The sequence below is a fragment of the Rhizobium sp. LARHSG275 genome, from assembly GCF_052871115.1.
Genome location: NZ_JBIXJN010000024.1, coordinates 1 through 22,389, shown reverse-complemented (window position 1 = coordinate 22,389; position 22,389 = coordinate 1). Strand labels below are relative to the sequence as shown.

At 57.3% G+C, this 22,389-nt stretch carries 18 protein-coding genes and 2 pseudogenes; 8 read left to right on the top strand and 12 right to left on the bottom strand.

All coding sequences use genetic code 11. The features are described 5' to 3' along the window. Nucleotides 1-343: 343 nt before the first annotated feature. Nucleotides 344-2,700: pseudogene (locus ACIPSK_RS27215) on the bottom strand (hypothetical protein). Between the two features lie 188 nt (nucleotides 2,701-2,888). Further along, nucleotides 2,889-3,305, bottom strand: coding sequence for a hypothetical protein (locus ACIPSK_RS27210; protein ID WP_446533073.1), 417 nt, complete (start codon nucleotides 3,303-3,305; stop codon nucleotides 2,889-2,891). Between the two features lie 209 nt (nucleotides 3,306-3,514). Between ACIPSK_RS27210 and hxsB the strand changes: the two genes are divergently transcribed. Genes hxsB through ACIPSK_RS27190 form a run of 4 tightly spaced genes read left to right on the top strand, consistent with a single transcriptional unit; the run spans nucleotide 3,515 to nucleotide 7,826 of the window. Continuing rightward, nucleotides 3,515-4,921: a His-Xaa-Ser system radical SAM maturase HxsB gene (gene hxsB / locus ACIPSK_RS27205; RefSeq protein WP_446533072.1), complete on the top strand. Its 1,407-nt coding sequence runs from the start codon at nucleotides 3,515-3,517 to the stop codon at nucleotides 4,919-4,921. Then, a complete protein-coding gene (gene hxsC, locus ACIPSK_RS27200) occupies nucleotides 4,918-6,000 on the top strand; it encodes a His-Xaa-Ser system radical SAM maturase HxsC (protein ID WP_446533071.1) in 1,083 nt (360 codons plus the stop codon). The genes hxsB and hxsC overlap by 4 nt, the downstream gene beginning before the upstream one ends. Next, nucleotides 5,997-6,641 carry a His-Xaa-Ser repeat protein HxsA gene (gene hxsA / locus ACIPSK_RS27195; RefSeq protein WP_446533070.1) on the top strand — a complete coding sequence of 215 codons (645 nt, stop codon included), beginning with the start codon at nucleotides 5,997-5,999 and terminating at the stop codon, nucleotides 6,639-6,641. Before hxsC ends, hxsA begins: the two co-directional genes overlap by 4 nt. Before the next feature lie 24 nt (nucleotides 6,642-6,665). After that, complete coding sequence (locus tag ACIPSK_RS27190; RefSeq protein WP_446533069.1) at nucleotides 6,666-7,826, top strand: hypothetical protein; 1,161 nt, start codon at nucleotides 6,666-6,668, stop codon at nucleotides 7,824-7,826. Here the strand turns inward: ACIPSK_RS27190 and ACIPSK_RS27185 are convergent. Next, a complete protein-coding gene (locus ACIPSK_RS27185; protein WP_446533068.1) occupies nucleotides 7,820-9,745 on the bottom strand; it encodes a DUF4236 domain-containing protein in 1,926 nt (641 codons plus the stop codon). The genes ACIPSK_RS27190 and ACIPSK_RS27185 overlap by 7 nt on opposite strands. Before the next feature lie 379 nt (nucleotides 9,746-10,124). Here ACIPSK_RS27185 and ACIPSK_RS27180 point away from each other — a divergent pair, with 379 nt between their 5' ends. The 3 genes from ACIPSK_RS27180 (at nucleotide 10,125) to ACIPSK_RS27170 (ending at nucleotide 12,739) form a co-directional block, all read left to right on the top strand. Then, on the top strand, nucleotides 10,125-11,684 hold the full coding sequence (locus tag ACIPSK_RS27180; protein WP_446533067.1) for an RNA-directed DNA polymerase: 1,560 nt from the start codon (nucleotides 10,125-10,127) through the stop codon (nucleotides 11,682-11,684). Nucleotides 11,685-11,835: 151 nt separating this feature from the next. Then, the gene (locus tag ACIPSK_RS27175; RefSeq protein WP_446533066.1) at nucleotides 11,836-12,033 is read left to right on the top strand and encodes a hypothetical protein; all 198 of its coding nucleotides are present in this window, start codon (nucleotides 11,836-11,838) and stop codon (nucleotides 12,031-12,033) included. A gap of 334 nt (nucleotides 12,034-12,367) precedes the next feature. Continuing rightward, nucleotides 12,368-12,739: a hypothetical protein gene (locus ACIPSK_RS27170; protein ID WP_446533065.1), complete on the top strand. Its 372-nt coding sequence runs from the start codon at nucleotides 12,368-12,370 to the stop codon at nucleotides 12,737-12,739. A gap of 233 nt (nucleotides 12,740-12,972) precedes the next feature. On the opposite strand, the gene ACIPSK_RS27165 is transcribed toward ACIPSK_RS27170, so the two are convergent. Continuing rightward, nucleotides 12,973-15,021, bottom strand: a complete 2,049-nt coding sequence (locus tag ACIPSK_RS27165; RefSeq protein ID WP_446533064.1) for a helicase HerA domain-containing protein — start codon at nucleotides 15,019-15,021, stop codon at nucleotides 12,973-12,975. Nucleotides 15,022-15,465: 444 nt separating this feature from the next. Further along, on the bottom strand, nucleotides 15,466-16,167 hold the full coding sequence (locus ACIPSK_RS27160) for an acid phosphatase (protein ID WP_446533063.1): 702 nt from the start codon (nucleotides 16,165-16,167) through the stop codon (nucleotides 15,466-15,468). 196 nt (nucleotides 16,168-16,363) lie between these two features. On the opposite strand from ACIPSK_RS27160, the gene ACIPSK_RS27155 reads away from it, so the two are divergent. Continuing rightward, the gene (locus ACIPSK_RS27155) at nucleotides 16,364-17,029 is read left to right on the top strand and encodes a phosphatase PAP2 family protein (protein WP_446533062.1); all 666 of its coding nucleotides are present in this window, start codon (nucleotides 16,364-16,366) and stop codon (nucleotides 17,027-17,029) included. Here the strand turns inward: ACIPSK_RS27155 and ACIPSK_RS27150 are convergent. The 7 genes and pseudogenes from ACIPSK_RS27150 to ACIPSK_RS27120 form a co-directional block, all read right to left on the bottom strand. Next, nucleotides 17,026-17,463: an RT0821/Lpp0805 family surface protein gene (locus ACIPSK_RS27150; RefSeq protein WP_446533061.1), complete on the bottom strand. Its 438-nt coding sequence runs from the start codon at nucleotides 17,461-17,463 to the stop codon at nucleotides 17,026-17,028. The two genes, ACIPSK_RS27155 and ACIPSK_RS27150, sit on opposite strands and share 4 nt — an antisense overlap. Nucleotides 17,464-17,973: 510 nt before the next feature. Further along, nucleotides 17,974-18,843, bottom strand: a complete 870-nt coding sequence (locus ACIPSK_RS27145; protein WP_446533060.1) for a DUF1236 domain-containing protein — start codon at nucleotides 18,841-18,843, stop codon at nucleotides 17,974-17,976. 102 nt (nucleotides 18,844-18,945) lie between these two features. Continuing rightward, on the bottom strand, nucleotides 18,946-19,341 hold the full coding sequence (locus ACIPSK_RS27140) for a DUF1236 domain-containing protein (protein WP_222313175.1): 396 nt from the start codon (nucleotides 19,339-19,341) through the stop codon (nucleotides 18,946-18,948). Nucleotides 19,342-19,470: 129 nt separating this feature from the next. Further along, nucleotides 19,471-19,743 carry a BON domain-containing protein gene (locus tag ACIPSK_RS27135; RefSeq protein WP_446533059.1) on the bottom strand — a complete coding sequence of 91 codons (273 nt, stop codon included), beginning with the start codon at nucleotides 19,741-19,743 and terminating at the stop codon, nucleotides 19,471-19,473. A 329-nt stretch (nucleotides 19,744-20,072) separates the two neighbouring features. Then, on the bottom strand, nucleotides 20,073-20,684 hold the full coding sequence (locus ACIPSK_RS27130) for a response regulator (protein ID WP_446533058.1): 612 nt from the start codon (nucleotides 20,682-20,684) through the stop codon (nucleotides 20,073-20,075). A 174-nt stretch (nucleotides 20,685-20,858) separates the two neighbouring features. Then, nucleotides 20,859-22,055, bottom strand: coding sequence for a glycosyltransferase family 2 protein (locus tag ACIPSK_RS27125; protein ID WP_446533057.1), 1,197 nt, complete (start codon nucleotides 22,053-22,055; stop codon nucleotides 20,859-20,861). Between the two features lie 222 nt (nucleotides 22,056-22,277). Continuing rightward, nucleotides 22,278-22,389 (bottom strand): annotated as a pseudogene (locus ACIPSK_RS27120) (IS630 family transposase); the annotation flags it as partial.

The window sequence follows — 22,389 nt, the reverse complement described above, 5'->3', positions numbered from 1 at the left end:
TCGGACCGTGATTGCCCCGATTCTTTCTGATTTGCGGGGCGAAATCAATCTACCACCGATAAGAGGTACTTATCGATGGTTAGATGAGGCTTGGAGCATCATTAATCGTGACGGAAGTTAGTGAGAAATTGACTTCCGCAACACGAAAGAACATCGTTAATTCATGTGATTAACAACACGCAAATACCACCAGCTTCCGCGAAGTTGGCGATAAATGGCCCCTCAGAATGAGACTGTAGGCAATCGAGGCAGACCGAACTTGCCACTCGACGCGGCGGCAAGCTCGGCAGACCACTGACCGAACCGCATGTAAGCGGAGTTCCGGCCGATCGCTCGTTCCGTCCTATGCCGGTTCCCAAACTTGGTTCAGGATTTTTGCCGCGAGCGCCGCCTTATCCTGCGGCAGGAAACGACCGTAGTGCTGCTGCACTACATCCGGAGTATCCTGGATAGCGTAGCTCGCTTGTTCGTAGGAGCCCGTCTGCTTGAGGATATGGGTTGCGAGAATATCCCGGACGTTGTGCGGTCCGTGCGGCAGCAGGCCCTTGATGGCGCCGCGACCGGTATACGGATTGTAGATCCCGTATGTTGAATGACGGTCCGCCAGGCTTCGTAGAAGGTCGTGGAGTCGTAGGCGGCGTCGATGCTGGTCGTCTTGACCGTCTTCACGAACAAAGTGCCGGGATCCTTCGCGCCGGCGAGCAGCATACCGCGATGCCGGTCGATATAGGCGTCCAGGTATTTGTAGAGGTCGAGCAGGTCGGGCAGGATCAGCCGGAACGGTTTCTGGCCAAAGAAGGACGAGCCGGAATTCTTGAAAGCGACGGACGGGATAAGCACTTCCCAGCCACGCTCGCGGTCGCTCCAGCGCAGCTCGCCGCACTTCATATCTTCCAGCCGGCGCTCCGCCGTCGGAAAATGGCCGCGCGGGCAGACGCGCAGTTGACGGAGGTTCTTTTGCCGCAGCCCCAGATGAAGTCCGAGCCGGAGCATCAGGAAGGAGCGGACAGCTTCCGCCGCCGGCCGCGGATAGTGGTCTTCGTCCGGCATGCGCTTCAAGATCTCATCGGTGATCTTGCGGTACTCTGCTAGCGGACTGTCCGCTTCGAGGATCACCATGATCGGCTCGAACGGATCGCGATGCACCCGCATGACCCGCTGGACTTCCTTGGAGCGATTGGCAGCATGTCGATGAAACGCATCGCAGGCGCCGTGCCAGTCGCGCGAAGCGAATTCGATCTCCTCTGGCGCGATCAAGCCTTCGATCGGGCGAACATTCTTCAGAAGCTCCGGATGCTGCCGGATCCAGCCGACCTCGGCACGGGTGAGGGCTTGGGCGACCATCAGCATGTCTTCTTCCCACTTGGTGTAGAAGCCGCGTCGCTGCTCACGCCATTGCAAATACCAATCCCAGACACCTGGGAAAATCAGCATGCCGAAGGTCAGCTGGCTGAGCGGGACGCCGCGGCCTTTGACGATGCCGGCGGGTGAGGCGGCCAGCGCCCCGAACATTAGTCCAAGATGCTCGACCTTCTGGGATGCCGTTTCCTCGCCCCACACGCCATTGCGCTGAAAGCCGATCGCCGTCAGTGTTGAGGTCTTGAAGCGGATCAGGTCCGCCATCTCCAGCGCCAGCCGCGGCGGCGCGTCGGCCACGCCGAAAAGAAGGTCCGGATCCTCGAAGGGTTCGTCCGCACTCCGACCGGTGCTGCTGGTCAGCACGGGCGACCGGGGAGACAGCGATCCGCCGCCGTAGGTGATGCCGGGAAAGCGGATGGCGTAACGTTGCTTGCTGGCGGCCGCCTGGTATCGGCGATAATCAGTAGAGCCGGAAATAATGACGCGCCGCACCCAGTCGAGGATTTCCTTTCGTTTTGAAAACGGCAGGCTGCCAAAATCGTCCGGCAGATGCCAGGCCAATCGCCGCCGCTCGGCAGGACTGATATCACCAAGGTCGTGACCGTTGAGCGAACGCGCCTGATGCGGAAGCTTCGCCTTGAAATAGCCCGGCGTCAGTCGGTAGCGCCGCTCGATGCGGGCGAGGATTTGGAAACTGGCAATCGATCTCGGCGCGCGTTCACCCTGGATCCATGACAACAGGGTCTTGTGGTCGAAGTTCTCACCCAGACGAATGATTGCGCGATAGAGTTGCCAATAACTGTCGCCGAAGCGGCGCATTTGATAGATAAGCGCGTCCTGAAAGCTCTCGGGATCGTCCCCCGCCTCGAAGAGCGGTTCGGGGAATTCCTGGATCGGTTTTGGCTGCGGACCTCGCGGCGCAGAGGCGGGTTGGGCCGGGGTGTTGTCGCTGCCCAGCCGTTGGGGCTTGCGGGTGGCGGATGCCGTTAATGCTGGCGCGCGACGAGCGGGTTTGGACGATGTGGTTTTCGACTTGGACGGCCGAACGTCTTCCGCTGCGGACGGCAGGCGGAGCCATCGGAGGATGGCGTCGAGACCAGGGCGCAGATGGTTTTTGAGCTCGGGTGTCATCCCCTCATCGATCCCGCAGATTTCACCGATCGCCGTCCAGTTGATGCGGCCGTTCAGCAAAGGCGGCGACTTGCGATAAATGATCAGGCTGATGAGGTAAGGTTTGATATTCTCCAGGACTTGCTTCGATGCAATCGGCGCGACGCGGACGTCGCAGAAGTCTGAGATTTTTCGTTGAAAATGGCGTGAGGAAACGTCTTGTTTTGGCATACTCGCATTCCATATCTCCCGGCCCCAATGCCGAGGGCGAGCGGAAATAGGAGCTGTCCCTTAATAAGCGGTATATCGAAAAGAACAGAAGACCATCATCGCGGTAGGTGTTTTGACCAATCTACGACAGGGGAACGGTATTGAAAATGCCGCATTTTTGACCGGACACTCAGCATAAGCAGGAAGGCTCAAGCACAGGCTTGAGGAATGTAAGGAGCATAGACGCGAAGAAGTGATAACCGGTAATATTCTCCGCAGGCGGTGCAAAACTGAGCAGAAGCTACGGATTGTTCAAGTTTCGAGCCGGACGAGGTGGTATCATCAACCGCCAGGCGTGAGGCGTTGCAAGAAGCCGATATGGGCTCAGGGCCCCCGTCCGCGAGATCATTTTTTTCTGAATTGGTTTCCGGCCCCACAAGATAACTGATGGGCATCCCCGTTATTCTCAGGAAATGCAATACAACCATCTGGTGATCCAGCGACCGAGTTGCTACAATTGATGCGAAGAGGGAGTCGATCGTCATTGTCTGATGGAAAGAACAGAATCCAGCACGCTGATCCAGAAATATGAACGACGCACTTTGATCGATGTCGATGAAGCGCATCGACCTTACCTTGCTGCGGCCGTCCTTCGTTTCAATGCGGCGAATGCAGTGGCAAGGGTCGAGGTGTCGAAGCAACTTACGCTATTCGATGACGGTACGTCGCCCGTCGACACGTTGATCGCAAATTTTCACCACTGCCTCTACCGGGAGAAAATCTATTCGGAGACGCTCCCCCTTCGACGGGCTCTCATTAGCAGTGTTCTCGGGCGATGACTGTCTTCCCACTGAAATTCACGCGTTTGGCCTCCGATTACCTTTTTGCTGACGATGCGGGTGGCTATTTTCGGGGAGATCGCAACTTCCTTGAGCGATACGCCGGTGGCAATTTGACCGCCTCAGACACCGAGTTTCTTCATAGGAACGGGTACGCATTCGATGAAGTAGGCGACCCCGCGTATCTGGGGTTTGCATATCGGTGGGCACAGCGACTGCATCGACCGCAGGGGCTGAACTATGTCATTCTCGTTCCGACACTTCGTTGCAACTTGGCGTGCGGCTATTGCCAGGTGTCGCGGGTAAACGAGAACACCGCTGGATTTGACTGGACCGAGGACGCGCTCGCCCAGGTTCTTCGTTTTCTAGACGGCATGGACACGGCAAGTGCGAAAATCGAGTTTCAAGGCGGCGAACCGCTTTTGCGATTGGACCTGCTGCAGACGGTTCGAGAGTTTGCGCGGCGCAAATTCGAGGACGTAAGCTTCACCGTTTGCACCAATCTGCAGTCTGTTTCCGATGAAGCCTGGACGTTTCTCGACGCTTCGGACACATTCGTTAGTACGTCGCTTGATGGTGACCTTTCGGCTCATCAACGGCAGCGGACAATCACATCCGACGGCACCGACCAGTTTGTTTCGAACCTTCGCTATGGGATCGAAAGGCTAGGGCGAGGGAAAGTGTCGGCGTTGCCCACGCTTGATATCAACAATTTGCCAACCCCGAACCAGATCATTGAGACGTTCGGCGACTTCGGCTTTCGTTCGATTTTCCTCCGGCCTATCAACCACCAAGGCTTCGCTCGGAAGCGATACCAGACAACGGGTATGGACGAGCGATGGAACTACTATCATGGCCGTTTCATTGATGCGTTGATCGAGCACAATTGGACAGCAGATTTCCCTGTCGAGGAATTCTACTTCACGCATTGTCTTCGCCGGGTTCTACGCGGCGGCCATAACCATCATGTGGACCTTCGCAACCCGAATATCCTGGGTAAGGACTACATAGTCATCGATTTTGACGGGACGTTTTATCCGTCGGACGAGGCAAGGATGGTGACGAGAGTGGGACAGATTGATCTGAGTCTTGGCAACCTTTGGGATGGCATCGATCAGGTAAAGCTGGATGTCTTGAATGAGGAAGCCACTAACTCGTTCCATCCAGATTGCATCCACTGTCCATACCAAGCGGCCTGCGGCATCGACGTGATCGACGACCTCTCACGGTATGGTCGTATCGACGTGCCGAAGCGGGATACCACCTTCTGCCGACGGCACACCGCGATCTTCGATAAGATATTCGAGCTCCTCTATTCGGATGACAAAAAAGCCCACAAGAGCCTCGCGGCATGGGCCGGAATTCCGGAGTTCGATTCTTCGCTGGCCCCGGTACACAGATGATCGATTTGCGGCTCAAGATCGATGACGTTCCAATCGACCATCCAAGTATCGTTCGCCTACGCACGGACGTGGTGGAGAGTGAGCATGATGCTGTCCTGATCGATCGTGACCATGAGAGTCAAACCTTCGATCTCGCGGGCTATTCGCTTCGCGTTTATTGCGGTCCCCAAACCGATCTCGACGGCGACGTGCTCCTTCTAGTTCCCGGTCGAAACTCAGCTCATCGATTGGTGCGAGCAGGGTCGAGGCACAACACCTTCCTGGTTACCGAACAATGCGACCAACTCTGCGTGATGTGCTCGCAACCTCCGAAGAAATATCACGTCGACCTCTTCGAGCAATTCACAGTCGCCGCGACCTTGGCCCCGAAAAACGCTCGGATAACAATATCTGGCGGCGAGCCGCTGCTACACAAACGAAGACTGTATCAATTCCTCGTCGCCGCTGCGAAGGCCCGACCGGATATCTCATTTCATGTTCTGACCAACGGCCAGTTTTTCGAACCTGGCGACATTGCCATTATTGATGAGATCGGAAGAGATCGCGTGCTGTGGGGCATTCCACTGTATGCGCCTCATGCCGAACTTCACGACAGCATCGTTGCAAAGCGGGGTGCGTTTGAAACGTTGTCGCAGAATTTCGTGACGCTGATGAGGGCGGGGGCGGCCGTCGAGCTTCGGACGGTTGTCCTTCAGCAGAACTGGGATGTGTTGCCACGGCTTGCGGACTACGCCTCGACCCGGCTTCCGTTCATCGATGTCTGGGCCATCATGCAACTGGAAAATATCGGCTACGGCAGAATGAATTGGGCGCATTCGTTCAAGGATACGTCGCTGGATTTCGGTCAACTGCGGAGCGCCATCAATCTCGCGATCGGGCGCGGTCTCCAGACTCTTCTTTATAATTTTCCGCTTTGCACGGTTCCCCCACAGTACCGGCATTTGGCACCGAGCACGATTTCAGACTGGAAGAACAAATTCCTCGAAGAGTGCGGCGAATGTGCGTTGCGCTCCACTTGTGGTGGATTTTTTGAATGGTATAAAGCTGATCAGGGGTTTGGGGGACTGTCACGACAATGAAAAAGCGCAGGGTTTACCTGGTGCCGTCATTGATTGCGGCTGGGTTCATGCCATCAAAAAGCGATGCAGCGCCACTTGTCGGCCCTACCAAAAAGAACCCTGCAACCATTCTCTTTGAGAGGCTGCAGGTCAAGCAGGTCTACACCCTCGCAGGTCATAGCTCACATTCGAGCCACGCAAGTCATGCCAGTCACGCGAGCCATGCATCGGCCTCTGGTGGCGGCTACGTCTTGCCGCGCGGCGACTACAACAACAGCACGACCTACACGCAACCCGACCCGACGCCGAGCTATTCGCCTAATCCGGGACCCGTCATCAGAAGCCTACCGACGACTCCTAACATACCGGCGACGACTTCGACCGGCAGCTATCCGACGCAGGTTGCCCCGCAATCTTCCCCGGCGAATACAGCCCCAATGCCGCTGAAGACGTTGCCGGGCAACTCAGACAAATTTCGCCGTATCGTTATACAGGTTCAGACAGCCCTGATTGCCTTTGGTTATTTCGGCGGCCCGGTAACAGGGCAGGTCGACACCGCGACGAGGGTTGGACTAAATAAAATGCAGGATGCCTATGGGCTGAAGGTGACTGGAACGATTACGCCTCAAGTTCTAACAGCTTTTGGAATTTCAACGAACTAATCCGATGAGATCGGGGAGGGAGCGATGCGCTCGTCTATCTTCATTTCCTGCCTCATTTCATTGGCTGCGCTAATTACAAGCCCCAGTCACGCAGCGATCAGACTTGCCCATGTGAAAGCGGCGAACAACGACATCTTGTTGATTCAAGGAACCTTCGAGCCCAGCGATCTTCCCGATAAGCTCGAAGCCGAAATTAAGAAAAGCACTCCGAAATTCATCGCGTTCAATTCGCCGGGCGGTGATGCCGATGCCGCGATTGGATATGGCTGGGCTATTCGTCGGATGAAGCTTTCGACGTTGCAAGTTTCGGGTTCGAAGTGCGAGGCTGCATGCTTATTCGCTTTTGCCGGTGGAGTGCGGCGTTTTGCGGAAGACGGCTCGATAGTCGTTGATCGAACACTTCTTTCGCCGGGTAGCTCGGGTCCGCAAACCGGCACCGATAGATACAAAGCCTACCTCGCGGAGATGGGCCTCGACCCCACCTTGTTCATGTTTGTCACCGGTCTGGCCGACGGCGATCGACGGGTGCTGTCGCTGATCGACATGGCTGGCCTTGGTCTCGTGACTGGGCAGCCTATCCCCTATGTGGCGCCGACGGCGGAAGAGACTGCCGTATCGAACGAAGCTCCCTCGACAGCATTGAACGAAGCCGCGCTACAGTTCTTCCTCGAAACACAGCGGACCTGGTCGACGAACGAAGGAATGTCCTTCCTCGCGAACAACTACGGAGACTCCGTTGTCTATTACGGCTCCCCGCGCTCGAAGGCAGACGTCCTAAACGAGAAGCAGCAGTTCACAGTACGGTGGCCTGTGCGCATTTATGCCGTTCGGTCTGGCACAGCATGCGCGGCGTGCTTTGACATCTGTACCGTCTTCGCTGTGGTCGATTGGTATACCTACAGCCCGGCACGTAAAAAATCGTCGTCTGGCGCGGTGAATGCAGTGATGACATGGGACCCTGCGACCCACAAAATTCTGGCGGAGAATGGTAAGATCACGACCAAGGAAAATCCGGTGGCTGGACCAGATCGGATTATTCGTCGCTGGCTGACCGACGACGCTGCGTGCTCGTTATCGTACGCGCAGAACGCTTGTAATTCACAAGCACTGCTTCTTACAGAATTGAGCAACAGCGGCTGGTGCCGCAAACCCGATGCGACCTGGGGGCCGTGCACACTTCAATAAGTCCGACCACCAAACCCGGGCGGAGGCTGGAATGTGTTTTGCACCTTGGGCGTGGTTGCTTGACGCGAAACTGGACGTTGGCCAAGCAACTCCTTCGGTACCCATCCCATCGCTGACGGACCACCAGAGACATGGACCCATCCGCCCTCCGTCTCAAGGACGGCGAGCAGCGCATTCTGGCCGACTGCGCCGACCGGGACGTATTTTGCGCCGGGTCCTTCCCTCAATTGGAAGGGCTGCTTCATGTAGGCAAATTTTTGTTCCGGCGGGGCGATGTAAGGCGCGGCAGGCGGCTGTGATGCCGCGTCCAATGTATACGCGGCGGGCGCGGTCGCGGCTGCCGCAAGCGCCTCGAAGATCGTAGGATCGGGTGTCAGCTCCTGATCAACCCCAAGGGAGGCAGGTGTTGAAAATGCCGGATCATTTACTGTTGCCGTAGCGTCAACGTTCGGTGCCTGGACTACGACTGCCGGCTTACCGCTTTCCGACGCTGAGCCAGAAGGGGTTGTGGCAGGGGTCACCATCGTCGACGGTGATGGTGACCCTTGTGCTGAACCGGCAGCAGAGGCCGCCGGCCTTCCCAGCGTTGACGATGACGATGCGATTTGCCCTGAACCGGTGGGAGCATCGGCCTGCGTTGTGACGGGCCTAGTCGATTTCTCCGCGTTTTGGAGTGCGGTGATAGCAATAGGAAGTCCAAAGATGCCCCCAATGATGAGGGCTATAGCAGGCACAGCGCTCTTTCGTCTCTGTTCATCCGGCACAGGCGAACTTGGTGCCACTGGTGGCGATAATGACGTCGCGTTCGGTGGGATCGCTTTCGGGGCCAGTGCAGCCTCCATCTTTGCTTTCGCTAAAGCTTGGAGAGCGGCGACGAAACTCGCCAGCTTTCCCACTTGCGAAAATTCCAGTACCTCGCTGAGACCGCTGTCGCTTTGCAGGTGAAGGGTGTCGTACAGACAGACGGGCAGTTGGCGGTTGTTCCGAAAACGCCGATCGGGACCGCCATGCTTGTTGGGGTGCTGCCAAGTGCGGTCGACGACCTTCGCGTCACGAGGGACATGACCCTCTTCAATAAACCGTGACTCCTGCCAGCGAGCGTGGATCTCAGAGTATGGCAATGCACCGAAGCGCGAATTGTGCGCGACCAAAACAACGTCTGGCATGAAATAAATGATCTGCTTGCCGACATGTATCGAGGGCGGTGTGATGTTGCTCTTGATAACCTTGGGCAAAGCGTAGACGAGCTTCGTGGCGGTTCGCTTCACCAGGTAGGATGCGCCTGCATTTCTTTTCCAGGTCGTTAGATCGTTGATCGCACCGCCAGCCTCAATATGCCATTTCGCGGCACAAGAGCTCAAATTATCAAACGCCGCGATCGTTTCCTTGTACGCCTGCTCGACCGGACCATCGATATCATAGAAGAGAACTGTCGATCGGCGGTACGAGTCGAGCCACGACCCTATCGCCCAGACGGGAAGGGTCGCGATCAGGACCCAAATCCCCACCGACGGCGCTTTCGCCAGCACAAGGATGCCAAGGAGAGCCGTGAGCCATCCAAAAAGAGCCGACAACCGCCATTGACTGGCCTTCGCGTTGATTTCGTCCAACACTTCGCCGAAGTTCTCGTCGCGCATCAACAAGACGTCGCCGGACTCGAACTCAATCATGTTCACCGCAGGTACTTCAAAAGTGACCTGACCGGGCGGTGGCTCGCTCACAGCCCTCTGTCGACGTTGGCCAGCATTGCCAAGTGACGCTCGATAATACAGTCCGTGTCGTCCGGCATGGATATAGTGGCCCCGAGGTCCAGTACCGACCCTTAAGCCCTTCGCGCCGACAGAGACGCCGATACCTCCTTGGGAAAAATTAAACCGAAATGGTCCCGCCTTGACCGACTTGCGTATGTAGAATGGCACCCCATGCCCCCCAGTCCCATTGCAACGTGGATGTTACACAGATTCCTGGCTGCAACGAAGAATTTTGTGGCTTGGCTTTTCAGGTCCGGCCCTTGAAATTTGCATACCGTTGTGTTCGCCGATCGATAGCCGCCAACAACTCATAACGGTAAGGCGGTTCAACTCTACGAATCGCGGTGAGCCCGAGCGGATGCCCTTTCAGCAGTAAACGCTTTGGCTGCTTTGCGCGCCTTCATTGCCGTCTTTCATAATGCCGGGCTTCGTACCCGGAACCGGACATTCACCGGAGCTCTCAGGCGTGAATCAACCACAGCGTGAGGCAGGATGGACTCGCCAGCGTCGGAAGTGTATCGAGGCAGGTCAACCTGGGGAAGTTAACATGCCCGGCCTGGATAGAAGGATCATCGCGCAATTTGACCACGAGAGCGTCATCGCTCACGTGAAGGCGGACATTCGCAGCGACTTCATCCTGGCCCCCCACTACAACGCGATCTTCAGCCGCGCTGGCGGTGAGCTGTGGGAGCAGGTCAAGCAGCAAGTACGCGCGGGGACCTACCAGCCTGAACTACCCATCACCATGAGTGTGCCGAAGGAGCGCTTTTTCACGCGACCCGGAAGCATCCTAAGGCCCGCTGACCGCTTCATGTACCAAGCTCTCGTGGACAACGTCATGCAGGAGCTGGAGGGGGGCCAGGACCGCAGCCGTTCGTTCAGCCACGTTCCGTCGGAAGAGGAAGGACAGATGTTCGTGCCCAACCACGAATCTTGGGAACGATTCCAGGAGCGGGTCGCCGAAATCTGCGGGGATAGCGATTTCATACTGAAGGCGGACATCTCGAACTACTTCGAGCGGCTGCCGCAGCACCATCTCGTGAATCTGATGTCGGCGGCCGGCTGCGCTCCGGAGGTCGTGAGCCTGCTGGAAGAGATGATGCTGGCGTTTCGCGAGCGGAATTCGTTCGGCATCGTCCAGGGTGTCTATCCTTCCGACGCGCTCGGCAACTTCTTCCTTTCCGACTTCGACGCGTACTGCCAGCTCGCCGAGATTATGTCAGCGCGCTACGTGGACGACATCTACATGGGCTTCCCGTCCGAAGCGGAGGCCCGTCAGGGCCTCGCCGAACTGATCGAGACCCTGCGCAAAGACGGCCTGCACCTCAACGAGTACAAGTCCAAGATCATGCCAGCCGACGAGGTCATCCAGGAAGAGACCGCGATCGACCGCCTGTTCGACGAAATCCGCGAGGAAATCGAGGATGATGACACCTACAATCGCGCCAGCCCGTACGGCTTTGAGGTCGAGTGGGAAGATGAGGACGACGAGGCAGAAGCAGGCAACGAGGACGACGACGAGGAGGAACTTGAGAACGCCGCGGTCGAGCGCCTGATGGACAACATCGGGGACTACCCCAACCAGGAGGATCAGATCGAGAAGTTCTGCCTTCCCATCCTGCGCTCTGCCCAATCGGAAAGCGCCGTCGAGCATGTGCTCGGAAAGCTGAAGGACAAGCCGCACCAAACACGGCTGTACTTTTCCTACATTTCAACCTTCGTCCGGACGAGCCAGGACGTGGTCGGCGCGCTGGAAGAACTGGTGGCGGACGACACCGTGTCGGACTACCAGCGGATGTTCCTGCTCGCCGCGCTTGTAAGGGCGAGGACTGTCAGCCGGCCGACGGTGAATACGGCCCTTCAGTGGCTCCAGAACCGCAGGGTCGCGAAGGAGACGCGCGCCATGGCTGCCATTTTCGCCGCGAAGCACGGCGTGGCGCAGCAGAAGCGGACGGTGCGCACCTCCTACGAGGACGAGCCCTCCGGCTACGTGCGTAGCGCAATACTGTTTTCAGCGAAGTACCTGACCGCGGTGGAACGCAAGACTTGCAAGCGCGCCTGGGGCGGGCACAACCCGATCAACACGCTGATCGCTCAGACCATCTGACGAAGGAAGCCGCTAGCACAGCGCAACATACGAAGCTGGTGGATGTATGCTTTCTTAGATCCGCTCTCGCGAAGTCGACAGTCCGCTTTCGGCTCCCCCCTGCAGTGGCCAATGGTGGCCGAAGGAGAACTCAAATGGGTATCCGCACAATATGATCCTGCTGCACTGGGGCGCCCCGCGTGAAACGCCGGCAGGAAGGTCGGGGGTAAAGAAGCCGCTGAAACAGCGGCAGATTTGGGCAATTCGTTTCTTTCTCGATAGAGAGGGGCGTATACGAGACCGAGCGCTGTTCGATCTCGCGATCGACATCAAGCTACGAGGCTGCGATCTCGTAAAGATCAAGACCTGAACTCTCCTCAAGGGCCAGGAAGATCCGAACACGAGCAATGGTCATCCAGCAGAAAACCGGACGTCCTGTACAGCTTGAGATTACGGCGGAGGTCAGGGCAAGTCTGCTGGCGTGGCTTCAGCGAAGAGGCGGTACTATAGATGACTTCGCATTTCCAGCCAACTTCGCAGCAAGGCCCTGCTAAACCAGTATTATGAGGGTAACCGCATCCTCGAGGCGTCCCGGATGTTCTTTCCCAGCGAAATCGTCCTGCCCAATATCCACCAGCGGCACCATGTCTCGTTCAATTACGGCGCATCGTTCCACCATGTGTATTCCGAGACAGGGGGAGAGAATGGAAAGCCGCATGCGCCAGCCCGCCGATGTAATCGAGGTGCTGCGCCAACGCAGCAAGGGAAAGGACGCACGCACCAGCCTTGAGGCGTTCATCACGGAAATGGAGCGCCTGACGCCGGAAGGTTTCGCTTCCCGGCAGCGGCGGCGCCGGCCTGTTTGGTCCTCGGGCAGAGTAGACCGGCGCGATGATGAGCTTAACGGCCGCTTGGTCGAGGCAAGCGTCGCATCTCCTGCACAAATGTCCATCAGCAGCCGGATCTTCTTCGAGCGGCTCAGTGGCGTTCAAAGCGTGGCGAGACGGGCGGCCATCCTCGCTCATCGCGAGGCGGACGCTCACTTGGTCATTGTCCCCCAGTCGGCACTCGGCTGAGCTTATGCGCCGCCATTTCGGACGTCCAGATCGCCTGGATGGCGAAATTCGCTACCCTCATAGCTCGCCGCCCGGCGCGATTTGGTCTTCTTGATTGACCTCTCCCGCTTCTGGGACGGCCATCGGCTCTGGTCGCCGGGGCGGATTGTCGGGTCGAAACCGGGCGCGGAATGCGTCTTGGTCGTTCAGCCGAATCAGAACCGGGTTCTCGCAAGACGAAGCCTTCCCGAAAACTACAGCATGGCGGGATTGCATGGATGGGAGGACCGCAGCGTACCCGCTCCGATGTAGTTACCAAGGAATTCTTTGCCAGTGTCGTCGAAGGTGCGCATGGCGAAGATCGTGTTACACTGATTGAGGATTGTCTTGGTTACATTGGCAGTCCGCTGCGTAATAAGTAGGCAGCCAAGACCGTACTTCCGGCCCTGGAGAATCGCCCTGGCGCTCTTCGCTGTGGCCACCTTGTCCCCTTCGGCTGCTACACTGTTCCACTCTGGAACGAGCGTGTGCGCCTCCTCATACACGAGACAAAGGCGGGCGTGGTCAGTCATCCCGATCTCTTGGCAAACAAGTAAAGCCGCGTCCGAGAAAATAGACGTTATCTCAGAAGGAGTGAGTCTCAGGAATGCCGCATTGTCGGCGTTCCAGCCTGACACCTGCTTCGTCACGCGAAGTTGTGCTGGATTGTATATCCTCAGGTAGTGGTCATCACCTTGATCAAGAAACGCCCTCATTTGCTGGACTACAGCGGCTACAAACGTGTTTCGAGAGCCTCCAAGCTCCTTGTTTTGGTTGACAGCTCCAGCGGCACCGGCGGCAACCAGCTCAGCCTTCCTTTCTGCCTCAAATGCGGGATCGAGGAAGTCGCTCAACAGCGTCTCATATTGGTCTGTGAGGTCGAGACAAAGGACCTTGATCCCCTGCGCGATCATCCGCTCGACCAGCTCAATCGCAAGATAGCTCTTACCGACGCCCAGGATGCCGAGGATCGCGGTGTTGTGTGTGACGCATTCGGAGGCATCAATGCGGACGCCATAGGAGGTGGCCGGAAAATGCCCAATGCAGTCGTCCTCGGGGCCGCCGTCGGTCTCCTCGAGCAGGAACACGGGGGCATTCATTCGCGGCATCCAAGGAACGGGGCGGAATCGGCGGTGGTCATCATCCCATGTGCCGATTTTGCGCGCCTTCGCCCTGGCGTAGCCGTACTTGTTCTTTTGTTGGACAACTTCGTCGCGGGTCACGCCGTCGACCACCTGATAGATGACACGCTGGTTGCCACCGATCCGAACCACAGCGAGCGAACCCTCGGCCAGTCCAACCTCATTTATGACCTCGAATTGCAGGTACTCCGGGCTGGTCTCCGTATCCACGATGCCACATAGTCGATCGATCCACTGGAGCGCACGAATGTCCGCCCTGTCTTCGTCCGTGACCGCAATGGATACGGCAATGCCAGTTGTAGACTTTACACTTCCACGGTGGAGCGCTGCCAGTCGCTTCGGCAGAGAAGCTGTTAGAACGCGGAGCAGGTTGCCCTCATCTCGCCCTACGTAGTTGAGCGCCACACCGAGCTGAGGCGGCCCATGCTGGTCAGAAATCACCATTGGAGTCCCCCTGGCGATCATTTGCGCCTCTGCTTGACGGACAAGAACAATGCCGGGCGATTGGTGAGCGGCGACCGAGCCAATCAAGTCAGCACGATTGATAGGCTTCGGCATCTCAAGGAACCACAAACCGTACTTCACCAGAGCCTCCAGAGGTCGGAATACCGCAATCACGATGAACGTAGCGAGGATAGCGAATACCTCTGTCGGCGCGTCACGGTGGAACAGCCAGACCGCGGCCGTGATCAGCACACCGAAGATGATATTGGGACTGCCTAGCCCGACGGCCGCACGCTCGAAAACGCGCCAAGTTGTTGAGGGCTCCTCCCCCAAAGGCGCGCGCAAGATCAGCAGCAAGATTGAGACCAACGCGACGATGGCGCAGAAGCCTATGGTTGCGCCGAGCACGTACGCGTCCGCCGTCCAAGGGAGGACCACGGGAACCGCTGACACCAAGGCGAGCATGGCGGTCACGCCATTAATAAGCGCCCCGGAGGGGGGCGTGAAATAGGGATTAAGTATGTTGCTGCCGAAAAGCAGGCTGGCAATTCCACCGTACAGCCAAATGGCGTTTTCGTTTGGTCTCAATCCGCTGTCAACGAACAGGCTTTGGACGACCAATAGAACGACAATATATAGAACAAGGGCGATTGCCCGAATCTGCGCTTCCGAAATCACACGCCACCCCCTAAGACTCTGATGATTCGATTATGCGATTTGGGAACTACAATTCCAGCGCGATTTGTTCGCGGCGCGTACAAGGGCACGTGGCGGCTTCGTCAGTTGAGACTTTATTCAAGAAAGTTAGCCCCCTACAAATCTCCTCCAGAGGAAATTTCGCAATAACGGGTTCGTTGGTTCTGATCCGTTCAAGGCGAGGGATGGCGACAATGGTCGGCAGCGACTGAAATGTATCAAGTCGTTAGGTACTCAACCACGACTGCGCTGAAGCCACCAAAGGTAACCTCCGCGGGGTCTAGCTGCCGTTCGGCATAAATTGCCGGAAACGTTAATTGAAGGCAGTAAACTCTAACGCGAGGTCATCCAAGGGCGACCATGCCTGAAAGCATAGAACCGCCGGATTTCTCGCCGGCGGTTCAAATGGATGTTTGGTCAATCGGCTCAGACGTGGGACAGACCAAGGACGGATCGAAGTTCATCCTTGGCGGCTTCAAATTCAGCTTTGTAGTCGTCATGGGTGCGGATCGTTTCGGCAATGACGGTGCCGGCGATGCGGCCAGCCTCGACGTCCGAAGCATAGTGAATGCCGCCGACAATACGGTTATGACCATATTCCCACGCGCGTGCCATCAGCTCGGTCCTCTTCTCCGGCACCATGTTGGAAAGGACGATGCCCATCAGCGTGCCGACGGTGGTGTGACCCGACGGATAAGCACCCGACTTCGAGAGGGGAACAATCGGCTTGACCAGGTCGCTGTAGAGGTGAGGCCGCGGACGCTTCCAGAAATCTTTGGCCGGATCGACAACAGCGCCTTCTGTGGCGACGACGCGGTCAAAGAAGGCGGCGAACTTCGGCAGGTTTTCCTTGGTGAACTTGGGATTGTCGATCACATCGGCGAAGCGCCAGACATCTTCATCCGCATCGGCGACGGCACGTGCGGCCATCTCAGGTGTGCGGGTAACCTGGATCGTTAGTATTTCAGCGAGTTCGGCCTGCATCTGCGGCGAATTATTGGCGGGCGGTGTCGGCAACAGCGAAACGAGGTCGATTTCCTTGACATCGGAAAATGGCTTGGCATCTTCCGCTAAAACGGAAGAAGCAAGGCCGATGACGAGGGCGAGCGACAGGGCTAGATTGCGCATGGTAACTCCTTTTGAACAGCGATGCCGACGTTAGCACCCCGATATTCCGCTCGTGTGACAGCAACTTCACCAATCCGTATGAAATGGATACAGTGTGGCGCAAACCTCCGAGCCTTCTCGCTCTCACGCCACCGCGCGCTGCATTTCCTCATTCCGGTCAAGGAAGCCCTGATTCATCTTGCTATGGGGACATTATGTGGTGGCGGTCACGGCTATCGTATTGCTATGGCTCCTGTGGAAACGTGCGTGGCGCACGGCTGTTTTCTGGCTGGTTGCTGTCGCAGGGGCGTCGGCTCTCAACACCATCATCAAGGTGACTTTTCACAGAGCAAGACCCGATGGGCTGCTCTATTCCGGCTGGAGTGCATATTCCTTCCCGAGCGGCCATAGCACGACGAACATTGTGCCCTATGGTTTTCTTGCATTTCTGATCGCCGGCGAGTTTCGCCCGGCAGTGCGCGTCTTGATCGGCACGGGAGCCGCAGTTCTTATCTTTATGATCGCCTGCTCGCGTCTATATCTCGGTGCACATCGCTTTTCTGATGTGGCCGGCGGAGCGGCGGTTGGATCCGCATGGTTTATTCTGCTCGCCATCTTTTATCTTCGGCGTCCGGTCGAACGAATAGGATGTTCAGCGCTGCTTGTGACGGCGTCCGCAACCGTTATCCTCGCAGGCGGCGGCAACATCTATCGCAGCCACACCATGGATATTCAGCGGTACGCAGCCAAAAGCGCGATACAGGCCCGGGCCCTTGCTGATTGGTGGACGACTGATTGGCAGACCCTTCCGGACCGTCGGGTCGATCTCACCGGCGAAATGGAAGAGCCGCTCACATTCCAGTGGGCAGGTAGCGGTACCTAGTGCAAGCCCGACGAGCCGTTTATCTTCCAAGACCCATCTGCTGGACAAGCGACGCCGTTGAACCGAGTCACGCCCTCAAGAGTTTGCTTGCTTGTGACGAAGTCGCGGCATCCGTTTGGATTGTTTGTACCCGGCCGGACCTGCTCGATCACCCCGGCGCTGCCGGTTGACGGGTTGGCCCACGCTAGCGGATCAGAACCGACCGTGGCCCGTCCCACGGTTTCCGCAATCACCGTTTGGTCAGTGATTGGAACTGCCGTCGCAGCGACCGGAGCAACTGTGGACGTCTGAAGCGGCTCGGGATGCGAGCAAGAGGTGAGCACCAGCGCAGGGGCCACGATGGCAATCACGATCAGTTTTGAAAGCATAGAGTGACAAACCAGCCTTTCGGATGCTGCATATGACATCGCATTGTGACCAGATGCGGGCACCATGGACTGCTCATTTCGCCGGACAACAACGAAACTCTTAAGAAAAATGCGGTGGGATTCTCAAAGACCCAATAGGCTGGGCTCGCAAATTGCGCATCTTCAAGAAACCGGTCGCGGTGCGCCAATGACTACCGCCATTTCTCCGTGAGAAATCCTGACGATCCGTGGACGGGGTCGTGTGGGGCAGGGGACCGCGCGGGTCAGCCCCTTGGCACGGAAGCGATTGACGATGCCGGATAGCATCAGATCCTCGCGGCCCGATGTGACCGCAACCGGTTACCCTTGAATACCCAAAACCTCGTTCGGCGACCCCTCAGCGTGATGATTCATATGAAGTCCTCCCGAGCTACCAGGAACCCAAACCCTAGCCGATGTCTGGTGGCCCGAGGATAAGGCCAAACTGACCACAATGGCCACCATGGCAATCAAGATGACGACAACGGGAAACGCGACGCCAGACGACTTATCTTCATGGTAGATCATTGATTGCTCCTGCGGGCCGGGACATGCCTGTCAGGCCTCGATGATGTAGACGATCTCAAGAGTATCGGGATCGACGATGACGATCCGGCCATCCGCAAGGATGAAGAAGCGGTAGTCTTCATACTGCGGAACGATCTTCACGATGCGGGGCGGCAGTGTTTGAAGGCGAACCTTCTTTGGAATTTTCGTTCCGACGGAGACCGTGAAATTCACTTCCTTCACCGGCGCAACATGGACCTCCTTCACCGCTGTTCGAATTTCAGTCTGCTGTTCGACGGAAATGTTGACGTTGGTCTTGGACGTCTGATTCGTCGTGGTGTTGTTGTTGACGTTGGTTTCCGAAGAGCTCTTGTTCGTCGTCGCAGAGTTCTGGTCGGTCGGCTGCTTCGACGCGTCGCCGCTTTGCGTGGTGGCGGCGTTGCCGGAGCCTTCTGCAGGCTTGGCATTTTGCGTGCTGCTCTTCGTGCCTGAGGTGGCCGAGCCGCTGGTATCGGTGCTGCCGGACTTGGCGGCGGGCTTCTGTTCGGTCGTGGTGGCGCCGCCGGCGTCTTGGGATCCGGGTTTGGCTTCTGTCGAAGACTTGCCGGAGGCAGTTCCGCTCGTCGAAGACTTATCGTTCGAAGGCTGCTCGGCGCTCTTTTTCATGTCGGAGCCCTGGCCGGATTTCTGCTGCGATGACTGGCCCTTGCCTTGCGGGCATGCTCCCGACGCGTCGGGGGTGCACTCGGTGCCGGTGGTCTTGGAGCCGGACTGCGAACCGGCATCCGTGCCTGTCTGAGAACCGGATTGGGCCTGGCCGCTGCTCTTGGTGTCCTGCTGGGCTGCGGCGGGCAGCGTGGCGAGCGGCGATACGCTGAGTGACATCGCTGCCACGAGCATAGTGAGATGGTTGCTTTTCATGATCAATCTCCGAGGTTTCGGGCACGCGATTCCGTCCCGCATTCTCATGCGTTTGTATGCATGCCCTGATTGTCGTAAGGGGCGGCCGAAGCCGCCCGAAGGTCACTGGATGACCTGGATGACCTTCCGGGAGGAAGGTTCGACGATCACACGCTCATCATTGACGATCGCGTATGCATATTTGGGGTCATCGGGAACTGGCGTGACGACCACGGTCTCCGGCAGAGGTTGTCCGACGACGACCTTCTCCTTCACCACGACGCGCTTGGTCGGGGCGGGAGCCTGCTGAACATAGGTCACCACCTTCTGCGGCGGCGGTTCGATGACGCTACCTGCCACGCCGCCGGCGATGCCGCCGACAGCCGCACCGACCGGGCCACCAACGGCTGCACCTGCTGCAGCGCCGCCTGCTGCGCCCGTGACCGTCGACGATTGCGCAAAGGCGGCGGTGGATGCCAACAGGATGCCGGCGGCGATTCCTACTACTTTGATATTCATCTGTTTTCCTCCTTGGATGCGGTTGGTTCCGCTGCGAAGCCAAACCGAAAGATGGAGGAAGTGTTCCCGAAGTGGGACTTCGTGCCGGGGCTTGCTCAGACCTTGGCCCTATCGGCAGGATTCGGTTGTCTACTGCGGGGGAAAACGGCTCAGCATGCGGTCCTGAACGTTCTCATAGCCGACGATCATCGCAGCAAGCGAGATGGCTTTCTCGCGGTCTGCGGCACTGGTTATATAGCCTTCGAGCAGGACGACAGGACCGAGCATCCTGATCTCGATGGCACTGCTGTCAATATCCGGATCGGCGGAAAGGGCTGCTTCGATTGTGGCGATTGTGGATGCCGAACTATGGCCTTGCGAGCAGCGCTCTTCGTGATTGTAGTTATCAGGGCCGAACTTCACTTTCTCCTCCTGTTCCGCCCTTCCACGGAAGTACACTATACCTCGCATTAGATATGAGCAGCGTGTCCTGACGTCGCCAGCCGGACTTAAGTCCGACTTTCCTTCGGCCCGATCCGGCTTAAATTCTCCTGATCCTTGCTGAAAGGACATCAGGGAGGTTCAAGCATGTTGCCCAACTCCAGTCAGAACCTCCCTGATGACTCTCCAAAGCCGAAATGGATGCGGAATGCTTTTGCGTCTGGAGGAGACGGATTGATCCGGAACCGTCGGCGACTTCGAATCCTGGTGATCATCCCGTGCGCCTCACCGCCATCGCGACGTTGTCTCCGCTAGGCGCCTTGGCGCCATCTGATTGCTGCTTCCGTTCGATTGCTGGCGCCAAGCTTGAGCAGTATTTCGGTCATGTGATGCTTGATCGTTTTCTCCTGAAGGTTCAGGCGGCGGCCGATATGCTTGTTGGAAAGTCCTTCGGCTACCAGTTCTATCACCTCGGTTTCGCGGGGAGTCAGTGAAGCCGGTCTGCTGAAGAGATAGTTTTCGACCTTTGCGCGCATGGTGGGCGAGATGTACCTCGAGCCTCCAACGACCGTTCGAATGGCCTCTGCAAGTCCGCGGGATCTGATACCCTTGACAAGGTATCCCGCTGCCCCTCGGCGTAGCGCCGCCAGAAGGGGGTCGACTTCCTCCGAGGCGGTCAGCATCATGACCTTTGTCTCTGGGCTTCGCACCACGATCTCTGAAATCGCATCGATCCCTCCTCCGGGCATGAACACATCGAGCAGAAGGACGTCAGGCCTGTGGGACGCCGCCAGCGTGACCGCGTCATCGGCGCTTGCCCCTTCGCCGACAACGACGAAATCCTCGACTTCGGACAGACTGCGGCTCACCCCTTCTCGAAAAAGTGGGTGATCGTCCACGATCGCTATCGTTATGCCTGTCAATCTGCCACCCTCCATCTATCGCCTGCGGATTTCCTAGTCGACAGACATGGCAAGGCTTTAGGAAACGTCCAGAGAGGCATTGCAGACGTCTGAACACTTTTAGTCAGGCCTGTTTGATAAATCGTGATTTCCACCCGCGACGTCCTGGCCTCCGCGAAAAACATGGGCGCCCGCTCATAGGTCTGATTTTCGCGTCCGGCTTCGGAGACAGGTGTGGTCATCGATAGCCACCGGAGCGCACCCGGCTAGAGGCTCAAGTATTGCACTCAGTTGGACATCCACCTCTGCCAGCCGCATTAGGTGACGTCGAAATTGCGCGGTCTCCTGGGGACGTTCGAGGTACGAAGGGGCAGCTTCCTGGTCGAACTTCGACCTGTTCATTCGCGATGGATCTTGACCGTTTGCTGTTGTGGTCACGAGACGAAGACAGTGTTGTATCAGGCGCCGGCACTTCTCTAGTACAAGCCCAGCGGCGAAACCTGGCTCGCTTCGTAATATCGGCCACATGGCCATGAGTGACAGATATGTATTCCTGGCTCGGCGGAATTCCCAAAATGCATATTTATGAGTGGCGATTGTTGCGCTTAGCATCGCGTATTGGGGAAGCTGAGGATTCGCGGCCAGCGATCGCCTGATGACTTCCAGAGCGCTTTGGCCCATTTGCAGGTGATTGGACGACATGTTGCCGGGATACTGCCTGTATCCAACCAGGCGTTCAGGGATGACTTCGATATGATAGCGCGCGGCCAGCCTCAGTTCGAAATCGAGGTCTTCGCAGCCTCCGATTCCTGCTGCTGCATAGGAGCTGTCAAACCCGCCAATCTCGAGCGCGACATCTCGACGGACAAGAAGCGCGCTTCCGTTGCCGACATATTTGAACGTCAGATGCCGGGCGTAGATATATCCTCTCGCGACGTCGGAGTGGCAGGAGCGAATGATTTCGTCGTCATGATTGATGACATAATGTGGCACATAAACCGCAGCCCACTGCAGGGATCGGCGATTGAGGGCATTCACCTGCTTTTCGATTTTCGTCTGGTGCCAGAGATCGTCCGCGTCAAGGAATGCCAAAAATCGACCTGATGATGCCTGAATGCCGGTGTTCCTTGCTGCGGCAACGCCGCGGTTTGCCGTGGACAGCAGGCGGATCCGAGAATCTTCCAGCGCCACTTGCTCGACCATCTTTGCAGTGTCATCGGTAGAGCCGTCGTTGACGACTATGATCTCCAGGTTCCGGTAGGTCTGACGCCCGGCGGATCGAAGCGTGCGTTCAATATAGCGGGAAGCATTGAATGCTGGGATGACCACTGAAACCAGTGGCTGGGTGACATGACGAACGTCCTTCCGATCCTTGTCTGAAGAGGAAAGCATTTCAGACCTCTCTCATTCTGCCGAACAATGATTCTCTTCGTTTCAGATGAAGTTCGTTTGGATTCTCGCCTTGTTCCTACATGCCCTTCGGAGCGTCACGCAAATCTCGACCCGCCATAGTATGGAGCGCCGCCGTTGTACGATCGAAAAAACATAGGGCAGTTGCGTTGCACTCTATTTTCGTTGCGGGCGCCTCGAAATGGGCTTTAGAGCGGGATTGTTTTATGTCCGTTCATATCCGGCTTCCTTGAAGTAGTTTTGGCACTCTTTCGGCGAGACGGTTTGAAGGGTGGCTGCCAGCGCGTCGTCGATGGCCTGTCGGGTTCGAGCCTGC